The organism is Helicobacter sp. 12S02232-10 (assembly GCF_002272895.1).
Classification (GTDB): domain Bacteria; phylum Campylobacterota; class Campylobacteria; order Campylobacterales; family Helicobacteraceae; genus Helicobacter_J.
On record NZ_MLAQ01000002.1, the window covers coordinates 137,729 to 162,382 of the forward strand.

The window sequence follows — 24,654 nt, forward strand, 5'->3', positions numbered from 1 at the left end:
AAGCAAATCAGTTTTTAGTTACTACATTTCCATTGATATAAAGAATCTTTACTTTTTTGGAATGGAGTAGGAATTGTAAGGGTGCTTGAGTGCTTTGGGAAATTTCAGGGCATTCAAAGACGCTGATATCTGCCCATTTGCCTGCTTCAAGTATGCCGTTATTGAGTCCTAGTGCTTTGGCAGGATAAAAACTTGCTCCCAAAATAAGCATTTTACTCAAGGCTTCTATTTCAATATCAGGGTAAGAAAAAAGTGCGCACCTGAGTTCATCAAGTAGGTCAAGGTTGTTGTTAGAGCTTTTTCCATCGGTAGCAAAAATTGGTTTTAATCCCACAGAGCCCAAGAGATTCAAGTTAAGATATGTCCCGCATAGCAAGCGATTTGAACGAGGACAAGAAACGACATTGCTATTCTTAGCGATTTTGGTAAGATCGTGTTGATTTGCAAAAAGACAATGTGTGAATAAAGTTTGCAACCCTTCAAAGAGGTCTAGAAATTCCTCAATAGTATAAAGTGGCTTAGGGGAATTGACTTTTAAAATTTCTTGATAAAATTTTTTGAACCAACCTTGAGAATTTTGAAGCCATTCCCGCTCAGCGTTTGATTCCAAAAAATGAGTTGAAACAATGCATTGGTCTTTTCGAGCGATTTCTAAGATTTTTTTTGCCAATATGTGATGAACCGAATAGGGCGAATGTAAAGCAATTGCAGGGGTAAATTTATGCGATTTGAGGGCTTTAGAAGCGTGGTATCTGACAAGAAAATTATTGTATAAAAAATCTAGTGCTGTAGGTGCAGAACCGATTGCTTCATTGAAATATATGACGCGCAATGGGGAATTTGCCAAGATAGGCATATCTTCACCATAGCTGCTGATTGCTCCCACGCTTCCTACCCCGCTTTGCAACTGTTCATTGATGGAAGATTTGACTGAAGATGTTATATCTGAGAGAACATCATCACGCTTTTCCATCACGCTTTTAAGCCATTTTTCAAATCCTCCGTAAGCAAAACTTGAAATATTGTTTCCAAATTCGAAGTGAATATGGGCATTAATGAAAGCGGGAAGGATGATTGCATTTTCATAAAAAATTGCGTTTGAATATTTGTTTTTTAAAATTTCATATTTTCCTACTTCAATGATTTTATTTTGGTCGTTTTGAGAGGTTTCAAAAGCTATCGCTCCATTTGAGAGGATTTCAAATGTTTCGTTACAGACAAAAACCTTGCTGGCTCCAATAAGTTTGACATTTTGACTCATTGATTTCCTTCAAATCGGGTTAAAAAAGTGATATCAAGCTTTTGAGGAGGTATTTCGATTGCAGCCTCATCAAGGGCTTCTTTAGTTTTTTCTATCAGTTCGCTTCGGAGAGCAAAGACATTATCCTCTATTTTTGCCCATACTCTGATCGTGAAATTTAATGAATTGGATCCAAAATCTGTAACACCGACAAATGGTGCGATTTTTGAATCTATTTTTTCCATTTTTGCAATAACATTTTTTAAAATCCGACGAACTTTTTGTATATCGCTGCTGTATTTGATTCCAAAAATCCACTCTATTCTTCTTTTATCGCTGTTGGTACAATTGATGATATTAGCATTGACGACATTACGGTTTGGCAATATGACAAGTTTATCATCGGGCATTCGAATCATTGTATTAAACAGATTGATGGCTTCGACATTTCCACTTATATTCCCAATTTCTATGGTGTCATTTTTTTTAAAAGGTCTTAAGATAATTAGAACAATACCTCCAGCAATGCTTGAAAGCGAATCTTTCAAAGCTAAAGCAATTGCTACCCCTGCAGTTCCTAAAACCGTGAGGATAGAAGTGGTTTGCACCCCAATATTCCCAAGCATTGTTACAATAGCAATGATAAGAATCCCAATGAATACAATTTGAGAGACAAAATTCCCTAGAATTTCATCTTTTTTACTGATAATCTTGTTGATTTTGGTTTGCGTAAATTTTGCAAGATAAAAACCGATAATCAAAATAACTATCGCTTTAAATAGTGTCAAAGAGGTTTCTTGAAGGAAAGGAAAGATTTTTTCAAAAAAATTTGAGAATTTATCCATAAATTTTCCCATTGATAATGATATGTTCTATTTTTGAATCTAGTGTTTGCCCGCAATAAGGAGAAAAACTATCCGTTATGAGCATATGAGCATTTGGATCGATAATCATCAAATCAGCATCTTTTTCTATTGCAATCTCGCCTTTATTTAAAGAGAGAAAATCGGATTGATTTTTAGAGGCGAGGCGCAAAAAATCTTCCATATGCAGATGAGAGGGTTTGATTAAATAGGTATAAGCAAGTGCGAAGTAATGACCGATCGAATCAATTCCAAAGCTTGCCAACTCAAAAACTTGATCTTTTTTGGAATTGTAATCAGCGCATTGAAGGCTTGTAAGCATATCTATTTCCCCTCTTTTGAGTGCTTCTAAAAGCTTTTCTTTAGAAAAACAATCTTTTAGGGGTGGATTGAGCTTGGCTTTTGTGTTGTAATGATCGCAAGCATTTTCATCTAAAATAAGATGATGGATTGGGGTTTGTGCAACTATGGGGGTATTTTTGGATTTAAAATAGCCAATAATTTCAAGTGCTTGTGGTTCTGTCACTGCATTGAAAAGGATTTTTGCTTTAGTGTGCCTAGAAGTTTCGGAAAATTTAGCTATTTCTTTGGTTTGTGATAATGGCGAAATACTTGGAAGCCCTAAGACAGAGGCCAACTCTCCTTCATTGATAACCCCTTTTCCAAGCTCTATATCTTGAGCGAAGCAAATAACAGGAATTTGAAGCATCAAGGCGTATTGCATAATTCGTAAAAGATTGTTTCCATCAGTTGTGCTGTCGATATAGATAACTCTTCCGCCTTGAGCACACAGGATGGAAATATTATTGATTTTATTTTCAGAATTTGTGGGCTTAATGCTTGGAATGAGAGTAATTTCAGTTGTAGAATCAATACTTTTGATTAATTCTATCATTGCTTCATTTTCACAAGCTGGTATCGTATCGGGCAAAATCAAAGCAGTTCCTACCCCTCCTGTGAGAGCTTTTTTAGATAAAGAGGCAAGGGTTTTTTGCGAAAGAGATTTGCTTTTGGGATAAACATTTAGGTCAATCAAAGCTGGGGCAATGATTTTATCTTTGCAATCTATTTCTTCCTCTTGTTGTCTGATGGAAAGTTTTGGTGCAATTTCTGTGATTTGTCCATTTTGGATTCGAATATCTGCTCTTATAGTCTGGGAATAATCGCAGACAAGCCCGTTTTTTAGTAACATTTTTGTCCTTTTAAGCTGACATTTCTATTTGTAATTGGACTTTTTTGAATTGTAGCAAACTCCTTGTAAAAATTTGCTTGCCTAATTGTTTGATTTTTGACTTTCTAAAGAAGAATTTAAGAATGCTTTCAAATCTTTTAGATTTTTATTTTCTTTGATAGCATTTGTTTCAGGAGTAACGGGATGGTTATCACAAAATTCTCCTTCTAGCTTGCCTTTTTTGAGAAAACTTCCCTTTAAGGCATTGCCTGATTTTTCTTGTTCATTGCAAGCCTGAACAGATAATTCTTGCGCATTTAAAAAAATTCCCACAATTAGTATTGCTAAAGTCAGTTTCATCCGATTCCTCCAAGGTTTTGCAATAAGAATGCACTCACTCCTCTCATTGAGCCACTAATGATAATAATCCCGATTAGAATCAACAATAAGCCAGATATGATTTCAATAATGCGAGTATATTTTTTGATTTTATTGAGTATGCCTAAGGCTTGATTCAGCATAATTGCTACTATGAGGAAGGGTATCCCAAGCCCTAGTGTATAGACGATCATCAGGCTTATTCCATAGCCTTCCTGTGTGCCACTTAGCATAACGATGCTTGTAAAAATTGGTCCGATGCAAGGTGTCCAGCCTAGAGAGAAGCTTACGCCTAAAATAAAAGGAGCAAGAAAGCTTAAGAATTTATTGGTAGGCTTGAGGGCAAAGTTACTTTTTTTGCTTTTATATAAAAAATTGATTCTAAAAATGCCTAAAAAATGTAAGCCAAAAACAATAATAATACCCCCAGCGATATAATTGAGCCAACTGCTTGCTAGATAATCTTGAATGAGTTTGGCCATTGAAGCGCCTAAAAGAATAAAAATAATTCCAAAGCCCAAAATAAATAGAAGGGATTTTATAATAACAGACATTTTACTAGCTTGACCTGATTTGATATCCTCTAAAGAAACTCCTGAAATATAAGACATATACGCTGGAATTAAAGGTAGAATACACGGACTTAAGAAGGTTAAAATTCCTGCTAGAAGAGAAGCCGTTAAGGGTGCGGAAGAGAAAATTTGCATTAAAGCATTATCAAACATAAAAAATCCTCAAATATTTTTTTATTCTTACAGTTTTATAAAAATCCATAATAAAATCTATAAAGACCAAAGTAAAACATAAAAATTTAAATCAACAGATATCCCTGAAAGCATTCTACTCAAATCAAGCTTTATTTTAACCCCTCGCTTGTGAAAAAATAAATCCCAAATACTCTGTTATAATACGAATAGCAAAAAGTCTGATTGAAAGATTTTTGGCTTTTTGCAATTTAAAATATTAAAGTGAGCAAAAATGCCAAAAGAAAAATCAGATTATCAGCCAAGTCAGGAAGAGAAAGGTTTTGATCAGCTTGGATTGAAATCTCAAGTTCTCAAAGGGGTTATTGAAGCAGGATTTACTTCTCCAAGCCCGATACAAATCAAAGCCATACCTGCTGTTTTAGAGGGTAGAGATGTGATTGCTCAAGCCCAAACAGGAACAGGGAAGACAGCTGCATTTGCCTTGCCTATTATCAATATGCTTAAAAATGATAAAACGATTGAAGCTTTAATCATTACACCTACAAGAGAGCTTGCGATACAAATCAGCGATGAAGTTTTTAAGCTTGGAAAGTTTGCAAAGACTAAGACGGTGTGTGTTTATGGCGGTCAAAGTATCAAAAGACAATGTGAATTTATGCAAAAAATGCCACAAGTGATGATTGCAACACCCGGACGACTTCTTGATCATCTCAAAAATAACAGAATTGAAAATTTTGTCCCCAAAGTGGTTGTTTTAGATGAAAGCGATGAAATGCTAGATATGGGTTTTTTAGATGATATAGAAGAAATTTTTAGCTATTTGCCTAGCAATGCCCAAGTTTTGCTTTTTTCAGCTACGATGCCTGAACAGATACGATCTTTGGCAGATAAGATTTTGCAAGATCCCATCAATATCAAAATCACGCCTACAAACATTACAAATGTAGATATTTCTCAAAGATTTTATGTGATCAATGATTCTGAAAGAAATGATGCGATAATGAGATTGCTTGATACCCAATCGCCCTTAAAAAGCATTATTTTTACACGGATGAAAAAAGAGGCTGATGAACTCAATGGAATTCTTAAAGCTAAAGCTTATAAATCCGTAGCTTTGCACGGAGATATGGAGCAGAGAGAAAGGAGGGAAGCAGTCAATGCTTTTAAGGCAGGTAAGGCAGATATTTTGGTTGCCACTGATGTAGCTAGCAGAGGCCTTGATATCAGTGATGTCAGCCATGTTTTTAATTACCATATTCCTTTAAACCCTGAAAGCTACGTTCATCGTATCGGAAGAACCGGCAGGGCAGGAAAGAAAGGGATTGCCATCACGCTTGTAACACCTTTGGAGTATAAAGAGCTCCAAAGAATCCAAAAAGATATTGGTTCTAAACTTGAGCTTTATGAAATCCCAATGGCAAGTACTAATGGGGATAAAATGCTTGAAAGTATTTTAAAGGCTAAAGTAACCGATGAGGTTGTTAGTCTTTATGAGAGTCTTAAAGATAAGATTGAACTTTCCCAACTCTCACTCAAGCTTTTGGCTCTGCAGTTCAAATCAGGTAAGATTGGTTTGAGCAAGCAAGAAATTCTCAAAATGGAGCAACAAAAATCTGAAAAAGAAAGTAGATCAAATACAAAAAGACCCCTTAGAACAAATAAAAAATATTCCAAACCTCAAACGGGATCACGGGGGAAATCTTTTTCAAGCTCTAAGTCTAGGGGAAGTAGGCAAAGGTAGCTGTTGTGATTAAATCAGCTTTGATAGAATACTTTTGATTTTATTTAAGAAATGGAGTTTTAATGATAAAAGAAGCACAATATATTTGGAAAGATGGGAAGCTTATTCCTTGGAAAGAAGCCACAACACATATTTTGAGTCATACACTGCATTATGGAAATGCGGCATTTGAAGGCACGCGTGCTTATGCGACAAAAAAAGGTTTAGCGATTTTTCGTTTGAGTGATCACGTCAAAAGATTGCTTAATTCTGCCAAAATTGTGGCAATAAAGTCTCCTTATGATCAAAAAGAGCTTGAAAAAGCCCATATAGAGCTTTTGAAAGCGAATGTTTATAATGGCAATGTATATATTCGCCCAATCATTTTTTTGGGTTATGGGGTGATGGGTGTCAGTCACGTTCAAGCTCCTGTGAATGTTGCTATCGCAGCTTGGGAATGGGGAGCTTATCTTGGCGAAGAGGGGATTTTAAATGGTATTAAGGTTAAAACAAGTTCTTTTGCTAGAAATTCCGTAAAATCAACGATGGGAAAAGCCAAAATTGCTGCGAATTACTTAAACTCTCAAATGGCAAAACACGAAGCTTTGGAATGCGGATGTGAAGAAGCTTTATTGCTTGATGAGAGTGGATTTGTTGCCGAAGGTAGTGGGGAGTGTTTTTTTATTGTCCGAGATGGAGTATTGATCACCCCTTCTTATGATAATTCTTTGGAATCAATTACTCAAGCCACAGTTATTGAACTTGCCAAAGATCTTGGAATTGAAGTCGTTCAAAGACGCATTACTCGTGATGAAGTTTATATTGCTGAAGAAGCTTTTTTTACAGGAACGGCAGCTGAGATCACGCCGGTTAAAGAATTGGATTTTAGAATGATTGGAGCGGGAAAAGCAGGACCTGTAACTCAAAGACTTCAGAAAGAATTTTTCAATCTTGTAATGGGAGAAAATCCTAAATATAGTCATTATTTGACTTACATTGGCTAAAAAGGAGAAATATGCCGATTGATTTGAATGAGCATTTAAAAAGAAAAAATCAGCAGCTTGGAAAAGATGAACCTCCTAAAGGGAATGATGAAAAACCAAACAGGAATACGAGATTTCGACCTCCAAATATTCCGCAGAATTTTTTTACAAACAAAAAAATTTCCACTTTAATTGGTGTGATTGTTATTGTCGTTATTATTTTGCTTGCTAAACCTTTTGTTGTCATTAATTCTGGGGAAGTTGGTATCAAGGTAACTGCGGGTAAATATGACAATACCCCTTTGCAGCCTGGAATTCACTTTTTTGTTCCCATCATTCAAGATATTATAGTTGTGGATACGCGTGTCAGGACAATCAACTTTTCTCGCACTGAAGATATGGGGGTTGTGGGTAAAAATCAGGGAATTTTCAGAAATGATGCGATCAATGTTATGGATTCTAGAGGATTGACTGTTTCAATTGAATTGACGGTTCAATATAGACTCAACCCTCAGACTGCCCCACAAACTATCGCAACTTATGGTCTCAGTTGGGAGCAAAAAATTATCAATCCTGTTGTAAGAGATGTGGTGAGAAGTGTTGTAGGGCGCTATCCGGCTGAAGATCTTCCAACAAAACGAAATGAAATTGCTACGCTTATCAGTTCTGATATCAGTAAAGAAATGTCGAAATTTCCCAATTCTCCTGTTGAACTCAGCTCAGTCCAACTTAGGGAAATCGTTCTTCCTCAAAACATTAAAGAACAGATTGAAAAAGTTCAGATTGCTAGGCAGGAATCAGAGCGTGTGAGATATGAGGTTGAGCGTTCAAAACAGGAGGCTGAAAAGGTTGCTGCATTGGCCAAAGGCGAAGCAGATGCCAATCGTATTAAAGCCAAAGGGGTTGCTGATGCGATTGTGATTGAGGCAAAAGCAAAGTCTGAAGCAAACAAAAGTATCGGACAGAGTTTGACAGATAAACTTTTGCAGTTGCGTCAAATAGAGACTCAAAGCAAATTTAATGAAGCGCTTAAAGAAAATAAGGATGCTCAAATTTTCTTGACTCCAGGTGGAGCTGTGCCAAATATTTGGGTCGATTCTAAAAGCAAACAAAAGAGTACTTCAGCTAATGGAAAATAAATGAATCCGACTCAAAGACAAGCATTGATTAAGAAGCTTGATTGGGATAAATCCCCCTTAATCCCTGCTATTATCCAACAATATAGTGATAATCGTGTTTTGATGTTGGGGTTTATGAATCAAGAAGCGCTAAATCTTACTTTAGAGACGGGTTTGGTTCATTATTTTTCCCGCACGCGCGGACGCATATGGAAAAAGGGTGAAACAAGCGGTCATATTCAAAAATTAATCGAAATGTTTCTAGATTGCGATAATGATACGTTGCTTTTGAAAGTGGAGCAGGAGGGAAATGTTTGTCATACAGGCGCACAGAGTTGTTTTTTTCAACGAATAGATATCGATCCTGTCAATACCTTAAGAGAAACAAGTGATTTTGATATTCAATTTAGCGTTATAGATACTTTGTACCGCACTTTGCAAGAAAGAAAAACCCAACTTCCGGACAAATCTTATACCGCTTCTTTGTATGCGAAAGGTGAAAATGAGATTTGCAAAAAAATTATAGAAGAGGCGGGAGAATTTGCTTTTGCAATCAAAGATAGTGAAGAAAAACAGATTGTTTATGAATGTGCGGATTTAATTTATCATATTCTTGTCGGACTGAGTTATAAAAATATCACCCCTGATCTCATCAAGCGCGAGCTTAAAAGAAGATTTGGAATGAGCGGGATTGAAGAGAAAAATAATCGAAAATGATAGGCATAATACAGGAAATAAAAGCCTTATTTTTAACGGTATTCCATCGTTTGGGTCCTATCGAAATAGTTTTATTTCTTAGTATATTTGTCGTTTTTATTTTTGTTTTTACACTGGGATTGATTTGGCATTCCAAGAGGCTGTTTGCACAATTTTGTTTTTTACTATCTTTTGTGATTTTGTTCTCTTCCCCTTTTTTGATTAAATATTTGATGCAGGAAAAAATCTATAAAATCCAAATTTCTTATTATCGCTCTTCACCATTGCAGTATGCCGATACTTTTTTGGTTGATATGGACATAAAGAATCTAGGAAAAAAAGATATCAATAAGTGCATAGTCAAAGTGGATATTTTTAGAAAAGGAACGGATTTTATGAACCGTTTAAAGAATATTTTTTATCCTGAAAAAAGTTTTACGCATTTGATTGAAGAAAAAATTCGCATCAACCAAACGCATCATTTTTTGATTATGATTGATGATTTTTATTATAAAACAGCCCCTTATAAGGTCGGCACAGATTGTTTTTAACTTGCAGCACCAGCAAGAATTAAAGCAGCACATTCGCTTTTGAGTGTAAAATTTTCGTTTATGCTATAAATGTCTGAATTTTTAAACATCTCTTTTTCCTGCGGATCAAATCCCCCTTCAGGTCCGATAAAAATACCCTCTTTGAGACTTGGAAAATTTTGATATATATTTTTGCCTCCAAAATCAAATACACAGGATTTTGGGTAGCATTTTAAGGCTTCTTGTGTATTTGGAATCATCTCTATACACATTAAGGAACTTCTGCCACATTGTTCGCACGAGCAGATCAAGATTTTTTTCAATCTCTCCAGAAGGATTTTTTCATTTTTCTGACTTCGATTGGCATAAAAAAAAGTGATTTTTGCGACTCCCATTTGATTGAGATAAGGCAAAGTTTTCTCAATGATTTTATTTTCGATAATAGCCCAAATGAGATGGATTTCTTTCTTGGGAATAACGGGTTCAAAGAAACTTTCACATAGTTTGAGTTCAGAATGATTGCGGGAAATTTTGGTTTGTTCATAGGTATAAAGATTGCCATCCATAAGGTTTCTAAAGAAAAGTTTTTTTTCAATTTTTGTGCGTCTTGATTGATAGATATGGTTATACAAGCTCCCTTCTATTTTTAAAAACTCTTCTCCTGCATTTGGGGAATAAGTAAAACGCATCAGAATTTACCCATTAAAATGATTAAGATACATAAAATTAAATCAGCACCATAGAGGATTTTGCAGAATTTTAAATAACCTTGCATTAATTTTTCATTCGTCTTTGAGATTTTGAGTTTTTTGATTCTGATGATTTCACCGACAAAGATAAAAAGTGTTGTAACAATCATTAAAATGATCTTTGCATTGATGTGGAAATGTTGCATTGCCATTACGAATATACCGCTAAAAAATGCAACGGCAACTAGAAAAAATATCATTGGCATTACAAACCAAATTTTGCGATTGATTTGTGTGTAGTTTTTTTTGGCAAAAAGCGTATAAAGGTTGATGAGAAAAGGAATTGGCATAAAATACATAAAAAAGGAATGAAAAAATACCGAATCATTGAAAGCTTTGGCAACCATATCTATTTCTTGCATATTAAACTCCTTTTCAAAGTGATGTGGAAATTTTAGCATTATTAACTTTATTTCAATATTATAAGCCAGCATATCAACTAGACAAAGGATCACGAATAAAAACATCCAAAGAGGCTGTAATGCTATTGAATATGGGGGGGCCAAGTAATCTTTATGAGATAGAAGTATTTTTGAACAATATGTTTAATGATCCCTATATTCTGCCTATAAAAACTGCGTTTTTAAGGAAATTAGCAAGCAATTTTATCGTATCTAGAAGAATTGAAAAATCAAAAGAGATTTATTCTGCTATCGGCGGAAAATCTCCAATGACAGAGCTTACCTTTTCTTTGATTCAAAAATTAAATCAGGCTGATCCGACAAGGTTATACACTTATGCAATGAGATATACCCCTCCTTACGCTCGACTCGTTTTGGAGGATATTCAAAAGCAAGGTGTTGATTCCATTATTTTATTCAGTATGTATCCGCAATATTCGACTACAACCACTCTTTCTTCTTTGAATGAAGTTTATAGCTTATTGAAAGAATTGAATTATAAACCTACCCTTAAAACAATAGAGAGATTTTATCAGAATAAGACGTTTAATCTTGCCGTTGTTTCTGAGATCAAGCGTTCGATTCAAGGTCTTGATCCAAAAGATTTTATTTTGATATTTTCTGCACACGGTCTTCCTCAAAGTGTTATCGAAAAAGGAGATCCTTATCAAAAAGAATGTGAGGAAAATGTCGAGATTTTAAAAGAGATTATCCATCAAGAAGGTCTTGATTTTGAAAAAATCGTTTTGTCTTATCAATCAAAAGTTGGTCCTTTAAAATGGATAGGTCCAAATACTTGTGATATTGTGGCAAAATATAGGAATAAAAAAATCATTATTTATCCATTAAGTTTTACGATTGACAATTCTGAAACAAAATATGAGCTTTGCATTCAGTATAAAGAGTTGGCTTTGAAAGCGGGCGTTAAAGATTATATCGTATGCCCTTGTTTAAATGATTCTCAAGGATTTGTGGAAACAATTTTAGAACTTGTAAATTCTTTGAAAGGATGATGAATGAAAAGAATATTTTTATTTTTGATGTTTTTTGTAACTTCTCTCATTGTGGGAATAGGGGTTTCTGGGTGTAAGAGTGACAATAAAATTGATTCGAGTTTGATTTCAACAGGGACAAATATATCTCAAGAGGTTCAAAACGAGAATGACAATATGGATAAAAAAAGCTATGCAGGTTTGGAGGATGTTTTTAAAGATACAAAGGTAATCACTCCTGATGGTAAATATATGATGATTGTTTTTGGATCAAATGGATGTCCATATTGTGAAATGCTTAAAAAAGACATTAAAAATACTCCAGAGCTTAAAAGCTATATTCAAAATCATTTTAGTGCTTATTATGTGAATTTAAGTTATTCAAAAATTCACGATTTTAAAGTGGGTACCAAAGCAGATTTAAAAGAAGTAAAAATTCCTACTGCCCAACTTGCCCAAATGTATGATGTTCGTCCTACTCCAACGATTGTACTTACCGATACTACAGGCAAACCGATTCTTGTATTTCCGGGTTATATGCCTGAGAAACAGTTTATGGCTATGCTTGAATTTATTGGGAATGGGGAATGGAAAAAGGCAAAAGATCAAAAAGAAGTCAATAAACTCCTTCGTAATTTTATTTTAAATCAAACTAAATCCTAAGGGTATTGATGAAAATTTTTAAATTATTTTTCTGTTCTTTTTGGGCAGCAATTCCTTTGCTTCTTTTGTATGCCATTGCTTGTGCAGTCGCTACTTTTATTGAAAATGACTATGGAACCTCTGCTGCAAGAGCAATGATTTATAATACTTGGTGGTTTGATGCTTTGCATCTTTACTTGCTGGTCGTTTTGATTGGAACTTTGGTGGTTTCAAAGGCGTGGCAAAGAAAGAAATATGCAAGTATCTTATTTCACGCTTCTTTGGTGGTGATTATCTTAGGAGCAGGAATCACAAGATTTTTTGGTTTTGAAGGCATGATGCATATTCGAGAGGGTGAGAGCAGTTATTCAATTACGACTGCTGAGAGCTTTCTTAATATTACTGCAGTTTCATCTGATGGTAAGGTTCAAAAAGAGTTTATTTCAAGCCCTCTTTCTCCTTTTTCGCATTATCGACTTAAAAAAAGTATTGAGATTTTTAACAAACCTTTAAAATTGGAGTCTCTTGAAGTTTATAAAAAGGATTTGAATAAAAATAGTAACACTTCTTTTTTGGTTTTGAATGCAGTTTATGATGGCATTGAACGCGTATATAACATCACAGGAGGACCTGGAGTTCAAAGTGCAAATGTTGAAGCCGAATTTAATGGGGTGCGAATTTTCATTAACTGGGGGGTAAGAAAAATAATGCTTCCTTTTGGTCTTAAGTTGGAAAAATTTGATTTGCAACGTTATCCAGGTTCAATGAGTCCTTCTTCTTATGCTTCTGAAGTGGAGGTTTTAGATTTGGATGGAAAAGTTATAGAACCTTATAGAATTTATATGAACCATGTTCTTGATTATAGAGGATACAGATTTTTTCAATCTTCTTATGATGCTGATGAGCAAGGCACGATTCTTTCAGTCAATAAAGATCCTGGAAAAATTCCCACTTATATCGGGTATGCGATGTTGATTTTGGGAGCAATTTGGTTGTTGTTTGCCAAAAAAGGAAGATTTAACAAACTTGCTAATTTTTTAAGATCCCAAAAAATCGCAGGTTTGATTTTTGTTATAGCATTTAGTTCTAGTATATGGCACGTTGCTTACGCTGAAGAAGGAAAAATAGATACTCATGGTCCTGCAAAAGAGCAGACGGTTCCTGAAGGTTCAAATCCGCATATTGATAATGTAATGCCCACAAGCTCCAATGAGGAAATCATTCAGAGAATGAAAAATCTGAAAAAGAATTCCAAAAAACATATCAAGAAGTTTTCTCAACTCCAGCTTCAGGATTTTGGGGGTCGTATAAAGCCTTTGGATACAATGGCAATGGATGTTGTCCATAAAATCACAAAAGAAGATGATTTTAAGGGATTGAGTAATGATCAGGTATTTTTAGGAATGATACTTTATCCAAATGATTGGAGAGATATTAAAATCATTTATACTGCAACCCCAAAATTAAGAGAAATTTTGGGAGTTCCTAAAGATCAAAAGAGAATCGCTTTTTCAGACGCGTTTAGTCCCAATGGTTATAAACTCCAAAATTACGTTGAGGAAGCTAATCGTAAAAAGCCCAATGAAAGAGGAACCTTTGATAAAGATGTTTTGAATGTCGATGAAAGACTCAATCTTACTTTTATGGTTTTTACTGGGCAAATATTGAGAATTTTTCCTGATGAGAATTCTAATATTTGGTTTGCGCCTAGTGATGCATTGGAAAATGCAACACCAGCTAGAGACAAAGAAATTCGAACAATTTTAGACGATTTTTTTAAAGGTTTTGATATAGGCATTACTTATAATCATTGGGATCAAGCCGATGAAGCTTTGGATAAGCTTGGTGATTATCAAAAATTGCACGGAAAAAGCCTATATTTGTCAAAGTCAAAAATAGATTCTGAAATTTTTCTGAATCATATCAATTTTTTTGATCAATTGACCTTGCCTTATATTTTATTGGGTTTAATTCTTTTTATTGCCGTTCTTGTGAGTATTTTACGTGATAGAGTGGTAAATGTTTGGTTTGGAAGAAGCATTTATGCACTGATTCTTCTATGTGTTCTTGTCCATACGATAGGACTTGCGTTGCGTTGGTATGTCAGCGGGCATTCTCCTTGGAGTAATGCTTATGAATCAATGCTTTATATTGCTTGGGCTGCAGGGGTAGCAGGGGTAGTATTTTTCAGGAAATCCAATCTTGCTTTGTGTGCTGCAAGCTTTTTGGCAGGTATAGCACTTTTTGTAGCCCATCTTGGTTTTATGGATCCCCAAATTGGTAATCTTGTTCCTGTCCTCAAATCTTATTGGCTTAATATTCATGTCTCTGTAATTACTGCAAGTTACGGATTTTTAGGGTTGTGTTTTATTGTAGGGGTTATCACTTTGGTAATGTTTATTTTCAGGAATCCAAATCGACCCAATATTGATCATACGATCCTTTCTTTGAGTGCTATTAATGAAATGAGTATGATTTTAGGGCTTTTAATGCTCACAGTCGGTAATTTTCTTGGAGGAGTCTGGGCAAATGAATCGTGGGGGCGTTATTGGGGTTGGGATCCCAAAGAAACTTGGGCGTTAATTTCGATTGGCGTGTATGCAGTGATTTTGCATTTGAGGTTTATGAACTTTGCTTTTATGCCTTATATTTTTGCAAGTGCAAGCGTGGTAGGATTTTATTCGATTTTGATGACTTATTTTGGTGTGAATTATTATTTATCCGGAATGCATAGTTATGCCGCAGGCGATCCTTTGCCCATCCCTGTTTTCTTGTATTATTTTGTTGCTTTTAGCGTGATTTTGATTGTATTGGCGGGCTTGAAGCGAAAATTGGAGATGCCTAAACTTTAGTTACAGGGAAATGAAGTGAAAAAGATTATGCTTTGGTTTATTGGAGTTTTGATTATTTTATTGGCATTGATTTATATTTTGTTATTCACTCAAATAGGAAATAACCTTTTAAAGCCATTAGTTCAATCTGAAATCAATAAATATTCTCCTATTGAATTAGAGGTTCAAAAATTTTCCTTAAGGCCTTCTAATTTTAATATTTCTTTAAAACATAAAGATGTCATTTTTGCTCGTTTAAACGGTATTTTCTCTCTTTTTTCACAGAGAATTGATGCGAAATTAAATATTGCATTTAATGATTTGTCTGTTTTAAATAAGAGCGTTGAAATGCCTCTTAAGGGAGCATTTAAAATAAATTCCAGTATTCAGGGTAAGTTTCAAGATTTTCTTTTCCAAGCTAAAAGCAATATAGCAGATTCAAAAACCAAAATTGAAGCAAGATTAGTGAAATTTTCTCTTGCAGGATTTAAGGCTGATATTCAAGATTTGGAGCTTCAAAATTTATTGCCGATAATAGGTCAAAAATCTTATGCAAATGGTTTTCTTAAAATAAGAGCAGACATAAAAGAAAATGCGAGCAAAGGATATGATGGAAAAATTGTGGCTGTTATTCAAGATGGAACTATCAACCAAAATTTGATAAAAAATGATTTTAAAATCGTAATTCCAAAAACAAATTTTTTATTTAATTTACAGGCTGATTTCAAAGATAAATTGATTGAAAACCATTTGAGTTTGACTTCAGATGCTGGAAGTTTGATTTCAAGTGGAACGATTCAAATTCCAGACTTAAATATTGAAAATATATATAAATTAAGTTTTTCTGATTTAACCCCCTTAACCCCTCTTTTAAAAATACCTCTTAGGGGCACACTAGAATCTGAGGGGAAAATCAAAGGCGACAAAAAATTCTTTGCGATTGAAGGGAAAAGCAACATAGCAAATTCTCAAAGTCTTTATAGAGTAAGCTTGAAAAATTTTGAGCTTGAAAAGGTTGATTTTGATGTCAAAAAACTTTCTGCTAACAAGATATTGTGGATGTTTTATCAACCTGAATATGCCAAAGGATATGCGGATTTTAAAGGAAATATTGATGATTTTAAAAATGCTCCTTCTCTAAAGGTAATGGGAAAAATCAATGGGGTAATCTTAAATGCTCCGATTAAAAAATATTTTGGTCTTAATATGCCCGATACAAATTTTGATGCTAAAATTGGAATTTTTTCAAAAAATGGTGCAGGCAAATTGGATTTTGACTTTGATTCTCCTTTAGGATGGATTAAGTTTAAGCAAGCTGATTTTAAGATTTCAGAGCCTTTTTTTGATGGAAATTACGTTGTTTCTTTGCCTGATTTAAAAAAGTTGAAATTTATTACCGGAGTCGATCTTGCAGGACATTTTGATTTTAATGGTCAAATCCGATATTCTAAAAACTTGCATTTAGATTTTTATTCAGATACTTTTGGGGGTGATATCCGAGGTCTTCTTGAGAATACTCAATTGAAGGGTGATTTTAAGGGAATTGAGATTAAGAGAATATTTGGTTTATTTGAAATGCCACAAGTTTTTGATACTATGGCTTCAGGGAATTTTAATTATGATTTTTTTAGTCAGAAAGGGAAAATTTTTGCTTCTTTTGAAAAAGGAGCGATTGTCCCTAATGATTTTACAAATATGCTTAAAAAGTATGCTAAATTTGATATTACTCATCAGGTTTTTGAAACAGGGAATTTTTCAAGCTCTATTGAGAAAAAAGTTTTGAATGCAAAATTCAATATGCAGAGCAAGCAAGTTCATATTGATTCTGAACATACAAAGATAGATTTAGGAAAAAATAAGATTTCTTCAAAAATCAAGCTTTCTCTTAAAGATGATTATGTCAATGTGAATTTAAATGGAAATTTAAATTCACCCCAGATTCAAATCGATGCAGGTGCGTTGCTAAAGAAACAAGCAATTCAATCTATTGATAAAGGTGCAAAGGATGTAATTAGAAAATATATCCCTAAGAAAGATCAAGAAAATGCTAAAAGGCTTCTTGAAGGGGTTTTAAAAAATTTCTAATTTAACTTTATTTTAAGATTTGCAATGAGTAATGTTGCAATCATTTCGATCTCTAGAGTGACACTTATATTAACTTTTCTTTGAGTAGTTCATTAACTCGATTGGGATTTGCGCCTTTTACATTTTTCATTATTTGCCCTACAAAAAAGCCAAACATTTTTTCTTTTCCATTTTTGTATTCTGCCACTTTATCTGCATTGGTATCTAAAACATTCTGAATTGCCTCTAAAATTGCGCCATCATCATTGACTTGAGCAAGTCCTAAAGATTGTATCAGAGAATCAACATCGCCCCCTTTTTGTTCCACCAATACATCTAAGATTTCTTTAGCACTTTTTCCGCTAATTTTTCCCTCTTCAATTCGTTTTACTAGAGTACTTAAAGTTTGGGCAGGTATGCCACAATTTTGAAGATTTATTTCTCCTTTGAGTCTTCCGAGTAATTCAACGCTTAACCAAGTCACACTACCTTTAGGGCTTGCTCCATTCTCAATCATTGTTTCAAAATATGTTGCCATTTCCAAATCATTTGTAAGGACAATTGCATCGCTTTCTTTGATCATTAACTCTTCTGCATATCGCTTTCTTTTTTCATCCGGGAGCTCTGCAATCTTGCGCCCTTCTTCAAAGAGTGCTGCATCAATATGCACAGGCAAAAGATCAGGATCGGGGAAATATCGATAATCTGCTGCCTCTTCCTTGCCTCTCATTGAACGTGTGATACCTTTTTCAGTGTCAAAAAGCCTTGTTTCTTGGACGACTTCTTGATCATATTGTTTGTCTTCCCACGCTTGAACTTGGCGATCGACTTCATATTCAATGGCTTTTTGGATAAATTTGAAACTATTGAGATTTTTGATTTCAACCCTTGTGTAGAGCTTTGTATCTCCTTGTGGTCTGATGGAGACATTGGCATCGCATCGGAAACTTCCTTCTTGCATATTCGCATCTGAAATCCCAATGAAGCGAACGATTGAATGGAGTTTTTTTAAATACGCGATAGCTTCATCACTGCTTCGCATATCAGGTTCAGAAACGATTTCAAGCAAAGGTGTGCAGGCACGATTGAGATCGACTTTGGAATATTCATTTTCGTGAATATTTTTTCCCGCATCTTCTTCCATATGTGCCCGCGTAATGCCGATGGATTTTTTTTGACCATCAATTTCTATATCAAGCTTTCCTTTGCCTACAATAGGGATTTCAAATTGAGAGATTTGATAGGCTTTGGGTAAATCGGGATAGAAATAGTTTTTTCTTGCAAAGATAGAATCTTGATTAATTTGGGCTTGAATCGCAGTTCCAAATTGAATGGCTTTTTTAACTACTTCTTTATTGAGTACTGGGAGAGCTCCGGGCAATCCCAAACAAGTTGGGCATACATTGGTATTGGGCGATTCTCCAAAACTCGTCGGACAAGAACAAAAAATTTTTGTTTTAGTATTGAGTTGGACATGGACTTCAAGTCCAATAATCGTTTCAAACTGACTCATTTAGCCCCCTTTTTTGTCACAATGCTAAAGCTGAGATTTTTGATTTCGGGATGAGATTTGATATATTCATTGAGTTCTTTGAGCGTAAGATTTTTAATCTGTTCAAGTTGGATTTTGTCAAAATCCAGAGGCAACCCCAAATAGAAATTATAAAATTTTGCATATAAGCGTCCTGAGAGTGTTTCGTTTCGGAGTGGTTCTGATCCCAATAAGAAATTTTTTGCACCATTTAGTTCATCTTGTGTCACGCCTTTTTCTACAAAATCTTGCACTACTTTTTTTATCAGTTCAATACTTTGAGTTTGATTTTGAAGTTGGGTTTGCAAATAGCCTGTGGTATAACTAGCAATGTTGCCTGTAACAATTCTCATATATGCTGAATATGCCAACCCTCTTTTGACGCGAATTTCTTCCATAAGGCGAGAGCCAAATCCACTTGAACCAAGTATAAAAGCCATTACTTTGGCTTTATAAGCATCTTTTTCAAAATTGTTGATATTAAAAGGGGAGCCAAAATAAATATAGGCTTGCTGCGTATCTTTATAGAGGATTTTTTCCTGTGGCTTGGGGTTTGCATTATAATGGTGCATTTCTGTTTTTTTACCTGTTTGCAACATAGATAATATGGGCTTGAGGGCAGCGAGGGTTTTATCTGTGTTGATGTCTCCTCCCATAATGATCACAAGTCTAGAAAGTGAAAGATTTTTTTCCAAGTACGCTTTGATATCGGCAAGTTTAATGTTTTCTACACTTTTAATAGTACCTAAAGGAGGGTAGGCTAATGGAGTATTTTTAAATAACAGACTCGAAAGAGTTGTGCTAGCAATATAATCAAAGTCTGTTTCTTTGTTTAAAAGACTGGCTATGGCTTTGGTTTGAATTTTTTTTAAAGCATTTTGGGTAAGATTGGGCGATTTGAGTAAATCACCAAGGAAATTGATTGCATCTTTTTCCTGATCTTTGAGATAATTTAATTCGATATTTAAGGTCTCTAGTCCTGAACTTGCACTGATATCAATGGCTTTTTGTTCAAGTTTTTCAGAGAATTTTGTAGCCCCAAGTTCTTTTGTACCCTCATTTAAAATGCTTGCCCCAAGCCTAGAAAGTCCATTTTTATCACCATCATTGATACTTCCTCCGCCTATAAATACAAGCTGTATGGAACCTATTGGCAAAAGATTGGATTCTTCATAAATAACAGGAATTTTAATATTATTTACTTCATAAAATTTAATGGGTTCTTTAGATGAATTTGCGTTCATATGGACTCCTAAAAATAATAGTAATAGTGCGATTAGATTTTTCATTCAATACCTTTTGAGGATTTCATAAGCGGTGTTTCGTTTTGCAGGGTATTCACCGATATCTTTGATGAGTTTTATCATTTCACTTTCATTCATAGAATGGCTTGCCCCAGCTGCTGAAACGACATTTTCTTCCATCATCGTGCTACCCAAATCGTTGGCTCCAAAAAGAAGCGCTAATTGTCCGATGTGGGAACCTTGTGTGACCCAAGAACTTTGAATATTTTGGATGTTATCCAAATAAAGACGACTGCAGGCCAAAAGTCTTAAATAGCGATTGCTAGAAGCTTTTTTGATCTCAGGCATTTCTTTTTGGAGAGGGGTGTTATCGGGCTGAAAACTCCATAAGATAAAAGCCCTAAAACCACCTGTTTCATCTTGGAGAGACCGAATTCTTTCCCAATGTTCGATGACATCTTCATCTTTATCAACACTTCCAAACATCATTGTTGCTGTACTTTTGATATCTAATTTATGAGCTTGTCTATGAACTTCTATCCATTCATCAGAATCTAATTTTTTTGGTGCAATGATATCTCTAACCCGATCGCTTAAAATTTCTGCTCCAGCTCCAGGTATAGAACTTAGTCCCGCATTTTTAAGCCTTTGAAGAACTTCAGGAAGACTGAGCTTTGAAATTTTAGCAATATAATTGATTTCTATGGCAGAAAATCCGTGTATTGTAATATTTGGATATTTTTGACGGATATGGGCTACTAAGTCTTCATAATAGTCGATTTTGAGTTTTGGATGCACGCCTCCTTGAAAGAGTATCTGTGTGCCTCCTATAGCAATGAGCTCATCAATTTTTCTATCAATTTCTTCAAAACTCAAGATATATTCGCCTGCTTCATTGAGTCGTCTTTTAAATGCGCAAAATTTGCAATCTACCCAACAGATGTTGGTATAGTTGATATTGCGATCAACGATAAAAGTTGTGATTTTATCAGGATGAAGCTCTTGTTTTTTTTTATTTGCCATTTCTCCCAATTCTTTGAGAGAGGCATTTTTCATCAAATCAAGTATTTCATTGTTACTCATTCGTTCCATTTCTAATCCTTTAGAATCTTGTGCCCATTGTGAATTCGAAATTTGAAGTGTAATCGCCGGGCTGCTTATTGAAAACCTTGATAGGGAATACTAACACAATCGGACCAATAGGGGAAACCCATTCTAATGCTACGCCAGTAGCTGCCCTCCATTCAAGCATTTCTTTGCCGTGAGAAGGGATACCGTAATTGATAAAATCAGCTTGTTTTGGATTGGAAGATAAACCTTTATAAGTGATAAAGCCATAATCAAAATAAGCAGAAACTCTCATTTTCGCCGCTTCTAAAAGCCCATAGCTGAGTTCGACGGAGTTGGTAAAAAGTCCATCACCTCCAACCCATAATCCAAATTGATCCCTTGGAGAGACAGAACCGCTTTGGAAACCTCTGATGGTAGTTACGCCTCCCATATAAAAAGTACTATTGATGGCTAAAAAATCTTGAGGATTGTAACGGAATATATATCCTCCTTGAGCTTTGTATCTAGCAATCAAATCAAGCCCGATAAGATTTTTTAGGTGATAGTAACCTGCGAACTTTGCATAAAGCTTTGCATTTTTGACATTTCCGCCAATGCCATTAAATTGGGCATAAGCTGAAGCGATAATGCCATTTTTGGGGAAATAGTAGTCATCTGTATTGTCAAAACTAATGCTTGGAGTGATGGAACTTGCAACAGGGATATGATGGTCTGTGTTCCAAATCCCATAAACAGGTGTTCCAGCCTCTGTGGTACCTATAACTTGGGTGTTAGAAGCATAATATCTTTCATAAAGAGGAGAGGAAAAATTAAAAGTTTTTGTTACATTGATATCATATCCTAAACTTGCTCGGAGCGTATTGGTAAGGAGTCGTCCCACTGTAAATCCAAAGCCCCCAGATTGCTCAACATATTGATAATTTACGTAGTAATTGGCATATAGGTTGGCCGAAGTGCTGTATCGGCTGTCAAAAATTCTAGGATTGCTCAAAGAAATATTGCCCGAAAATTGTCGTCCGCTGTTCCTAATTCCATTATAACTTTGTCCTGTTCCGGTTGAAATATTGGCATAAATACTTCCATTTTGCCCCGTTCCAAATAGGTTTCTTTCGCTTACTGAGCCATTAATCATCAATCCTCCATAGCTCCCATATCCAAGTCCGAATTGAAGTTGCCCCGTCCTGCCTTCTTGAACATTTACAAGCAGATCCATTGAATCTGCACTGACACGTCTTTCTTCGATTTTGACATTGTCAAAAAAGCCAAGCCTCCTAAGGGCATTTTCAGAATTGGCAACTTCGCTAAGGCTGTATTGATCCCCAGGAGCAAGAAGAATTTCTCGGCGGATAATACGATCACTTGTACGCGTGTTGCCTGAAATAATAACGTCGTTAATATGGACTTTTTCACCGACTTGAATATGGTAGATGACTTTGACTGTTCCTTTAGCCTCATTTTTATCAAGATCTGGTTTTACAACTGCAAAAGCATAGCCCTTATCGGCTATTTCACGCTTGAGTATTTGAGTATCGGCACGTAGATTTTCGATATTAAAAATATCTTTTTTACGTACCTTGATTGTCTTGAGGAGCTTAGAGACTGGCACGACTTCATTATCAATATCGATTTCTATGCCTGAGACTTTATATTGTATTCCTTCGATAATTTTGTAATAAAGATTTGCGGTATAAGTCGAAAAATTGGCGTCCAAGAAAGGTGAAGAAATATTTGCATCTAAGAAACCGTGCCTCATATAAACATCTTGAATTCTTAAGCTATCGTATTCGAGTTCGTTTAGATGGAGTTTGCCATCGTTCAATCCCCACATCCAACCCATAAAATCACGTTCTTTATTTGCACTTAGAGATTCAATATCTTTGACCTTAAGTTTTTCCCTGCCATCATAAGAGGCTTTTTTGATGATGATATTATCTCCGCGATTGACGTTGAGAATGATGGCGTAAGCCCCATCGGAACTAACTGGAGTAATATCGGTTTCCACTACTGTGCCGTAATAGCCTTGGTATTCAAGGACGGTCTTTAGGATAGTTTTTGCTTTTTCAAGTTTTTGTTCATCAAAAGTGTCGCCTTTTTTGATGCCCATTTGAGTATAAAGAGTTTCTTTTTCTTGTTCGGTTCCATAGCCTTTGATCTCAATACTTGCCACTCGTGGCTTTTCGGTGAAATGAAATGTCAATACGCCTGAATCAAATGTGGCATAAACATCTTTGAAATACCCTTGATTATAGAGTGCAAGTATTGCTTTATTCAGTTTGGCCGCATCTAGCTGATCGCCTTCTTGAATATTGGTAACTTCACCAGCTAGCATTGGAGACATATATAGAAGACCATCGTATTGAATGGAAAGGATCTTTTCTGCATAAAGAACAGAAGATCCTAAAAATAGGAATAAAATTATGAGTTTTTTGATATACAACTTCTCAATGCCCTTAGAAAATTTATATTTTTAGCAAAATAATTTAAATCTACGCTATTAGATTATACTCTGATTTGTCTTAAAATAAAATATTCTGAAATATTTTTAAACTATTGAATATTTAAAGGAATTAAAAATTTTCAAAATTATTAATTGATTAGTTAAATCAAAATTTTCATTTTATTACCATTCTTTCAATTCATTATAAAGACTATCTCTTTCTATGGCTCTAAAACCTGCATTTTTGATTTGAAAAACCATATCGTCTTTTTCCATTCCTGATTTGCTTTTAGCTCCTCCTGCAGATTGTATGGATTCAGCTTGGATTGTTCCATCCATATCATCGGCTCCAAATTCTTGAGCGACTAGTGCAAGATTCATACTCAATGTTGCCCAATATGCTTTAATATGAGGAACATTTTGCAAAATGATTCTAGCAATGCTGATAGTTTTGAGAATTTCTTGACCGCTGGGAAAATCATCGACTTTTAAATAATTGTTTTGTTTTTGATAAAGCAGGGGAATGAAAGCATTAAAACCACCTTTTTTGGCTTCAACAATGTTAAAATCCTGTTGAGCATTTTTGATTCTTAGCATATGATCAATTCTGTTTTCACGATTTTCAATATGCCCAAAAAGCATTGTACAATTGCTCATTTTTCCCAATGAATGCCAATATTGATGAATTTCGATCCATCTTTGAGAGCTTACTTTTCCATTGCAGATGTGCTTTCTGACTTTTTCATCAAAAATCTCAGCCCCGCCTCCGGGCATTGAATTTACTCCTGCCTTTGCCATATCTTCCAAAATTTTTTGATAACCAACACCAAACTTTCTATCCAGATAATCGACTTCTGCTGCTGTCATTGCTTTGAGATGGACATCAGGAAGACTTTTTTTGACTTCGCTAAAAAGTTCTAGATACCAATTGTAGCTCCAATTAGGATTGTGCGCACTTACGATATGGATTTCTTTAGCTCCTCTTTTATATGAACTGATTGCTTGAGAGAGGATTTCATCAATACTCATTTCATAAGGATTTGGATTTTTTCTGCTTGCTGAGAATGCACAAAATTTACATACATCTGCACAAATATTGCTAGGATTAATGTGGCGGTTCATATTGAAGAAAACTTTATTGTCATATTTTTTTCTTCGGATTGTATCGGCTGCTTTACCTAAGGTAAAAATATCATATTCATAGAGCTTTGAAAGTTCATTTGCATTGAGATTGTCTCCTTTGAGGGTTTTGTCTAAGAGATCCATTGCAGTTCCTTCGTTTGTAT

General features: G+C 35.0%; 21 protein-coding genes. 9 read left to right on the forward strand and 12 right to left on the reverse strand.

Annotated features, from left to right (window positions below; translation table 11 throughout):
* Positions 1-7: 7 nt before the first annotated feature.
* From BKH41_RS02205 to BKH41_RS02225, 5 genes are all read right to left on the reverse strand, one after another.
* A complete protein-coding gene (locus tag BKH41_RS02205) occupies positions 8-1,261 on the reverse strand; it encodes a metal-dependent hydrolase (RefSeq protein WP_095296802.1) in 1,254 nt (417 codons plus the stop codon).
* A complete protein-coding gene (locus BKH41_RS02210) occupies positions 1,258-2,085 on the reverse strand; it encodes a mechanosensitive ion channel family protein (RefSeq protein WP_095296803.1) in 828 nt (275 codons plus the stop codon). Before BKH41_RS02210 ends, BKH41_RS02205 begins: the two co-directional genes overlap by 4 nt.
* Complete coding sequence (locus BKH41_RS02215; protein WP_095296804.1) at positions 2,078-3,295, reverse strand: amidohydrolase family protein; 1,218 nt, start codon at positions 3,293-3,295, stop codon at positions 2,078-2,080. Before BKH41_RS02215 ends, BKH41_RS02210 begins: the two co-directional genes overlap by 8 nt.
* A gap of 81 nt (positions 3,296-3,376) precedes the next feature.
* A complete protein-coding gene (locus BKH41_RS02220) occupies positions 3,377-3,634 on the reverse strand; it encodes a hypothetical protein (protein ID WP_095296805.1) in 258 nt (85 codons plus the stop codon).
* On the reverse strand, positions 3,631-4,377 hold the full coding sequence (locus tag BKH41_RS02225; protein ID WP_095296806.1) for a cytochrome c biogenesis protein CcdA: 747 nt from the start codon (positions 4,375-4,377) through the stop codon (positions 3,631-3,633). Before BKH41_RS02225 ends, BKH41_RS02220 begins: the two co-directional genes overlap by 4 nt.
* A gap of 253 nt (positions 4,378-4,630) precedes the next feature.
* On the opposite strand from BKH41_RS02225, the gene BKH41_RS02230 reads away from it, so the two are divergent.
* The 5 genes from BKH41_RS02230 (at position 4,631) to BKH41_RS02250 (ending at position 9,427) form a co-directional block, all read left to right on the forward strand.
* On the forward strand, positions 4,631-6,100 hold the full coding sequence (locus BKH41_RS02230; RefSeq protein ID WP_095296807.1) for a DEAD/DEAH box helicase: 1,470 nt from the start codon (positions 4,631-4,633) through the stop codon (positions 6,098-6,100).
* Positions 6,101-6,165: 65 nt separating this feature from the next.
* Entirely contained in the window at positions 6,166-7,083 is a 918-nt protein-coding gene (locus BKH41_RS02235) for a branched-chain amino acid transaminase (RefSeq protein WP_095296947.1), read from the forward strand.
* An 11-nt stretch (positions 7,084-7,094) separates the two neighbouring features.
* Positions 7,095-8,201, forward strand: coding sequence for a prohibitin family protein (locus tag BKH41_RS02240; protein WP_095296808.1), 1,107 nt, complete (start codon positions 7,095-7,097; stop codon positions 8,199-8,201).
* A complete protein-coding gene (gene hisIE, locus BKH41_RS02245; protein ID WP_095296809.1) occupies positions 8,202-8,897 on the forward strand; it encodes a bifunctional phosphoribosyl-AMP cyclohydrolase/phosphoribosyl-ATP diphosphatase HisIE in 696 nt (231 codons plus the stop codon). It abuts the gene before it with no gap.
* Positions 8,894-9,427, forward strand: a complete 534-nt coding sequence (locus tag BKH41_RS02250; RefSeq protein WP_095296810.1) for a DUF2393 family protein — start codon at positions 8,894-8,896, stop codon at positions 9,425-9,427. The genes hisIE and BKH41_RS02250 overlap by 4 nt, the downstream gene beginning before the upstream one ends.
* Here BKH41_RS02250 and BKH41_RS02255 read toward each other — a convergent pair.
* Together BKH41_RS02255 and BKH41_RS02260 are read right to left on the reverse strand one after the other, a co-directional pair.
* Complete coding sequence (locus tag BKH41_RS02255) at positions 9,424-10,095, reverse strand: 16S rRNA (uracil(1498)-N(3))-methyltransferase (RefSeq protein WP_095296811.1); 672 nt, start codon at positions 10,093-10,095, stop codon at positions 9,424-9,426. The two genes, BKH41_RS02250 and BKH41_RS02255, sit on opposite strands and share 4 nt — an antisense overlap.
* A complete protein-coding gene (locus BKH41_RS02260) occupies positions 10,095-10,517 on the reverse strand; it encodes a hypothetical protein (protein WP_095296812.1) in 423 nt (140 codons plus the stop codon). The genes BKH41_RS02255 and BKH41_RS02260 overlap by 1 nt, the downstream gene beginning before the upstream one ends.
* Before the next feature lie 95 nt (positions 10,518-10,612).
* Between BKH41_RS02260 and hemH the strand changes: the two genes are divergently transcribed.
* From hemH to BKH41_RS02280, 4 genes are read left to right on the forward strand one after another with little or no spacing between them, the layout of a single operon-like run.
* Complete coding sequence (hemH, locus tag BKH41_RS02265) at positions 10,613-11,569, forward strand: ferrochelatase (RefSeq protein ID WP_257875388.1); 957 nt, start codon at positions 10,613-10,615, stop codon at positions 11,567-11,569.
* A gap of 3 nt (positions 11,570-11,572) precedes the next feature.
* A complete protein-coding gene (locus BKH41_RS02270; protein WP_095296814.1) occupies positions 11,573-12,211 on the forward strand; it encodes a thioredoxin family protein in 639 nt (212 codons plus the stop codon).
* An 8-nt stretch (positions 12,212-12,219) separates the two neighbouring features.
* Positions 12,220-15,042, forward strand: a complete 2,823-nt coding sequence (ccsA, locus tag BKH41_RS02275; RefSeq protein ID WP_095296815.1) for a cytochrome c biogenesis protein CcsA — start codon at positions 12,220-12,222, stop codon at positions 15,040-15,042.
* Positions 15,043-15,057: 15 nt separating this feature from the next.
* Positions 15,058-17,106, forward strand: a complete 2,049-nt coding sequence (locus tag BKH41_RS02280) for a hypothetical protein (RefSeq protein WP_095296816.1) — start codon at positions 15,058-15,060, stop codon at positions 17,104-17,106.
* A 64-nt stretch (positions 17,107-17,170) separates the two neighbouring features.
* Here BKH41_RS02280 and gatB read toward each other — a convergent pair whose 3' ends face one another.
* The 5 genes from gatB to mqnE all read right to left on the reverse strand — a co-directional run bounded on the left by gatB (position 17,171) and on the right by mqnE (position 24,634).
* Complete coding sequence (gene gatB, locus BKH41_RS02285; protein WP_095296817.1) at positions 17,171-18,598, reverse strand: Asp-tRNA(Asn)/Glu-tRNA(Gln) amidotransferase subunit GatB; 1,428 nt, start codon at positions 18,596-18,598, stop codon at positions 17,171-17,173.
* On the reverse strand, positions 18,595-19,905 hold the full coding sequence (locus BKH41_RS02290; RefSeq protein WP_095296818.1) for a pitrilysin family protein: 1,311 nt from the start codon (positions 19,903-19,905) through the stop codon (positions 18,595-18,597). The genes gatB and BKH41_RS02290 overlap by 4 nt, the downstream gene beginning before the upstream one ends.
* Positions 19,906-20,952 (reverse strand): dehypoxanthine futalosine cyclase, encoded by a 1,047-nt coding sequence (locus BKH41_RS02295; protein WP_095296819.1) that lies wholly within the window; start codon positions 20,950-20,952, stop codon positions 19,906-19,908.
* Between the two features lie 10 nt (positions 20,953-20,962).
* Positions 20,963-23,269: an outer membrane protein assembly factor BamA gene (gene bamA / locus BKH41_RS02300; RefSeq protein ID WP_095296948.1), complete on the reverse strand. Its 2,307-nt coding sequence runs from the start codon at positions 23,267-23,269 to the stop codon at positions 20,963-20,965.
* A 282-nt stretch (positions 23,270-23,551) separates the two neighbouring features.
* Positions 23,552-24,634, reverse strand: a complete 1,083-nt coding sequence (gene mqnE, locus BKH41_RS02305; protein WP_095296820.1) for an aminofutalosine synthase MqnE — start codon at positions 24,632-24,634, stop codon at positions 23,552-23,554.
* Positions 24,635-24,654 lie beyond the last annotated feature (20 nt).

Coding starts and splice junctions, on each gene's coding strand:
- BKH41_RS02205 (WP_095296802.1), bottom strand. CDS start 1,261: ATGAGTCAAAATGTCAAACTTATTGGAGCCAGCAAGGTTTTTGTCTGT.
- BKH41_RS02210 (WP_095296803.1), bottom strand. CDS start 2,085: ATGGATAAATTCTCAAATTTTTTTGAAAAAATCTTTCCTTTCCTTCAA.
- BKH41_RS02215 (WP_095296804.1), bottom strand. CDS start 3,295: ATGTTACTAAAAAACGGGCTTGTCTGCGATTATTCCCAGACTATAAGA.
- BKH41_RS02220 (WP_095296805.1), bottom strand. CDS start 3,634: ATGAAACTGACTTTAGCAATACTAATTGTGGGAATTTTTTTAAATGCG.
- BKH41_RS02225 (WP_095296806.1), bottom strand. CDS start 4,377: ATGTTTGATAATGCTTTAATGCAAATTTTCTCTTCCGCACCCTTAACG.
- BKH41_RS02230 (WP_095296807.1), top strand. CDS start 4,631: ATGCCAAAAGAAAAATCAGATTATCAGCCAAGTCAGGAAGAGAAAGGT.
- BKH41_RS02240 (WP_095296808.1), top strand. CDS start 7,095: ATGCCGATTGATTTGAATGAGCATTTAAAAAGAAAAAATCAGCAGCTT.
- hisIE (WP_095296809.1), top strand. CDS start 8,202: ATGAATCCGACTCAAAGACAAGCATTGATTAAGAAGCTTGATTGGGAT.
- BKH41_RS02250 (WP_095296810.1), top strand. CDS start 8,894: ATGATAGGCATAATACAGGAAATAAAAGCCTTATTTTTAACGGTATTC.
- BKH41_RS02255 (WP_095296811.1), bottom strand. CDS start 10,095: ATGCGTTTTACTTATTCCCCAAATGCAGGAGAAGAGTTTTTAAAAATA.
- BKH41_RS02260 (WP_095296812.1), bottom strand. CDS start 10,517: ATGCAAGAAATAGATATGGTTGCCAAAGCTTTCAATGATTCGGTATTT.
- BKH41_RS02270 (WP_095296814.1), top strand. CDS start 11,573: ATGAAAAGAATATTTTTATTTTTGATGTTTTTTGTAACTTCTCTCATT.
- ccsA (WP_095296815.1), top strand. CDS start 12,220: ATGAAAATTTTTAAATTATTTTTCTGTTCTTTTTGGGCAGCAATTCCT.
- gatB (WP_095296817.1), bottom strand. CDS start 18,598: ATGAGTCAGTTTGAAACGATTATTGGACTTGAAGTCCATGTCCAACTC.
- BKH41_RS02290 (WP_095296818.1), bottom strand. CDS start 19,905: ATGAAAAATCTAATCGCACTATTACTATTATTTTTAGGAGTCCATATG.
- BKH41_RS02295 (WP_095296819.1), bottom strand. CDS start 20,952: ATGGAACGAATGAGTAACAATGAAATACTTGATTTGATGAAAAATGCC.
- bamA (WP_095296948.1), bottom strand. CDS start 23,269: ATGTCTCCAATGCTAGCTGGTGAAGTTACCAATATTCAAGAAGGCGAT.
- mqnE (WP_095296820.1), bottom strand. CDS start 24,634: ATGGATCTCTTAGACAAAACCCTCAAAGGAGACAATCTCAATGCAAAT.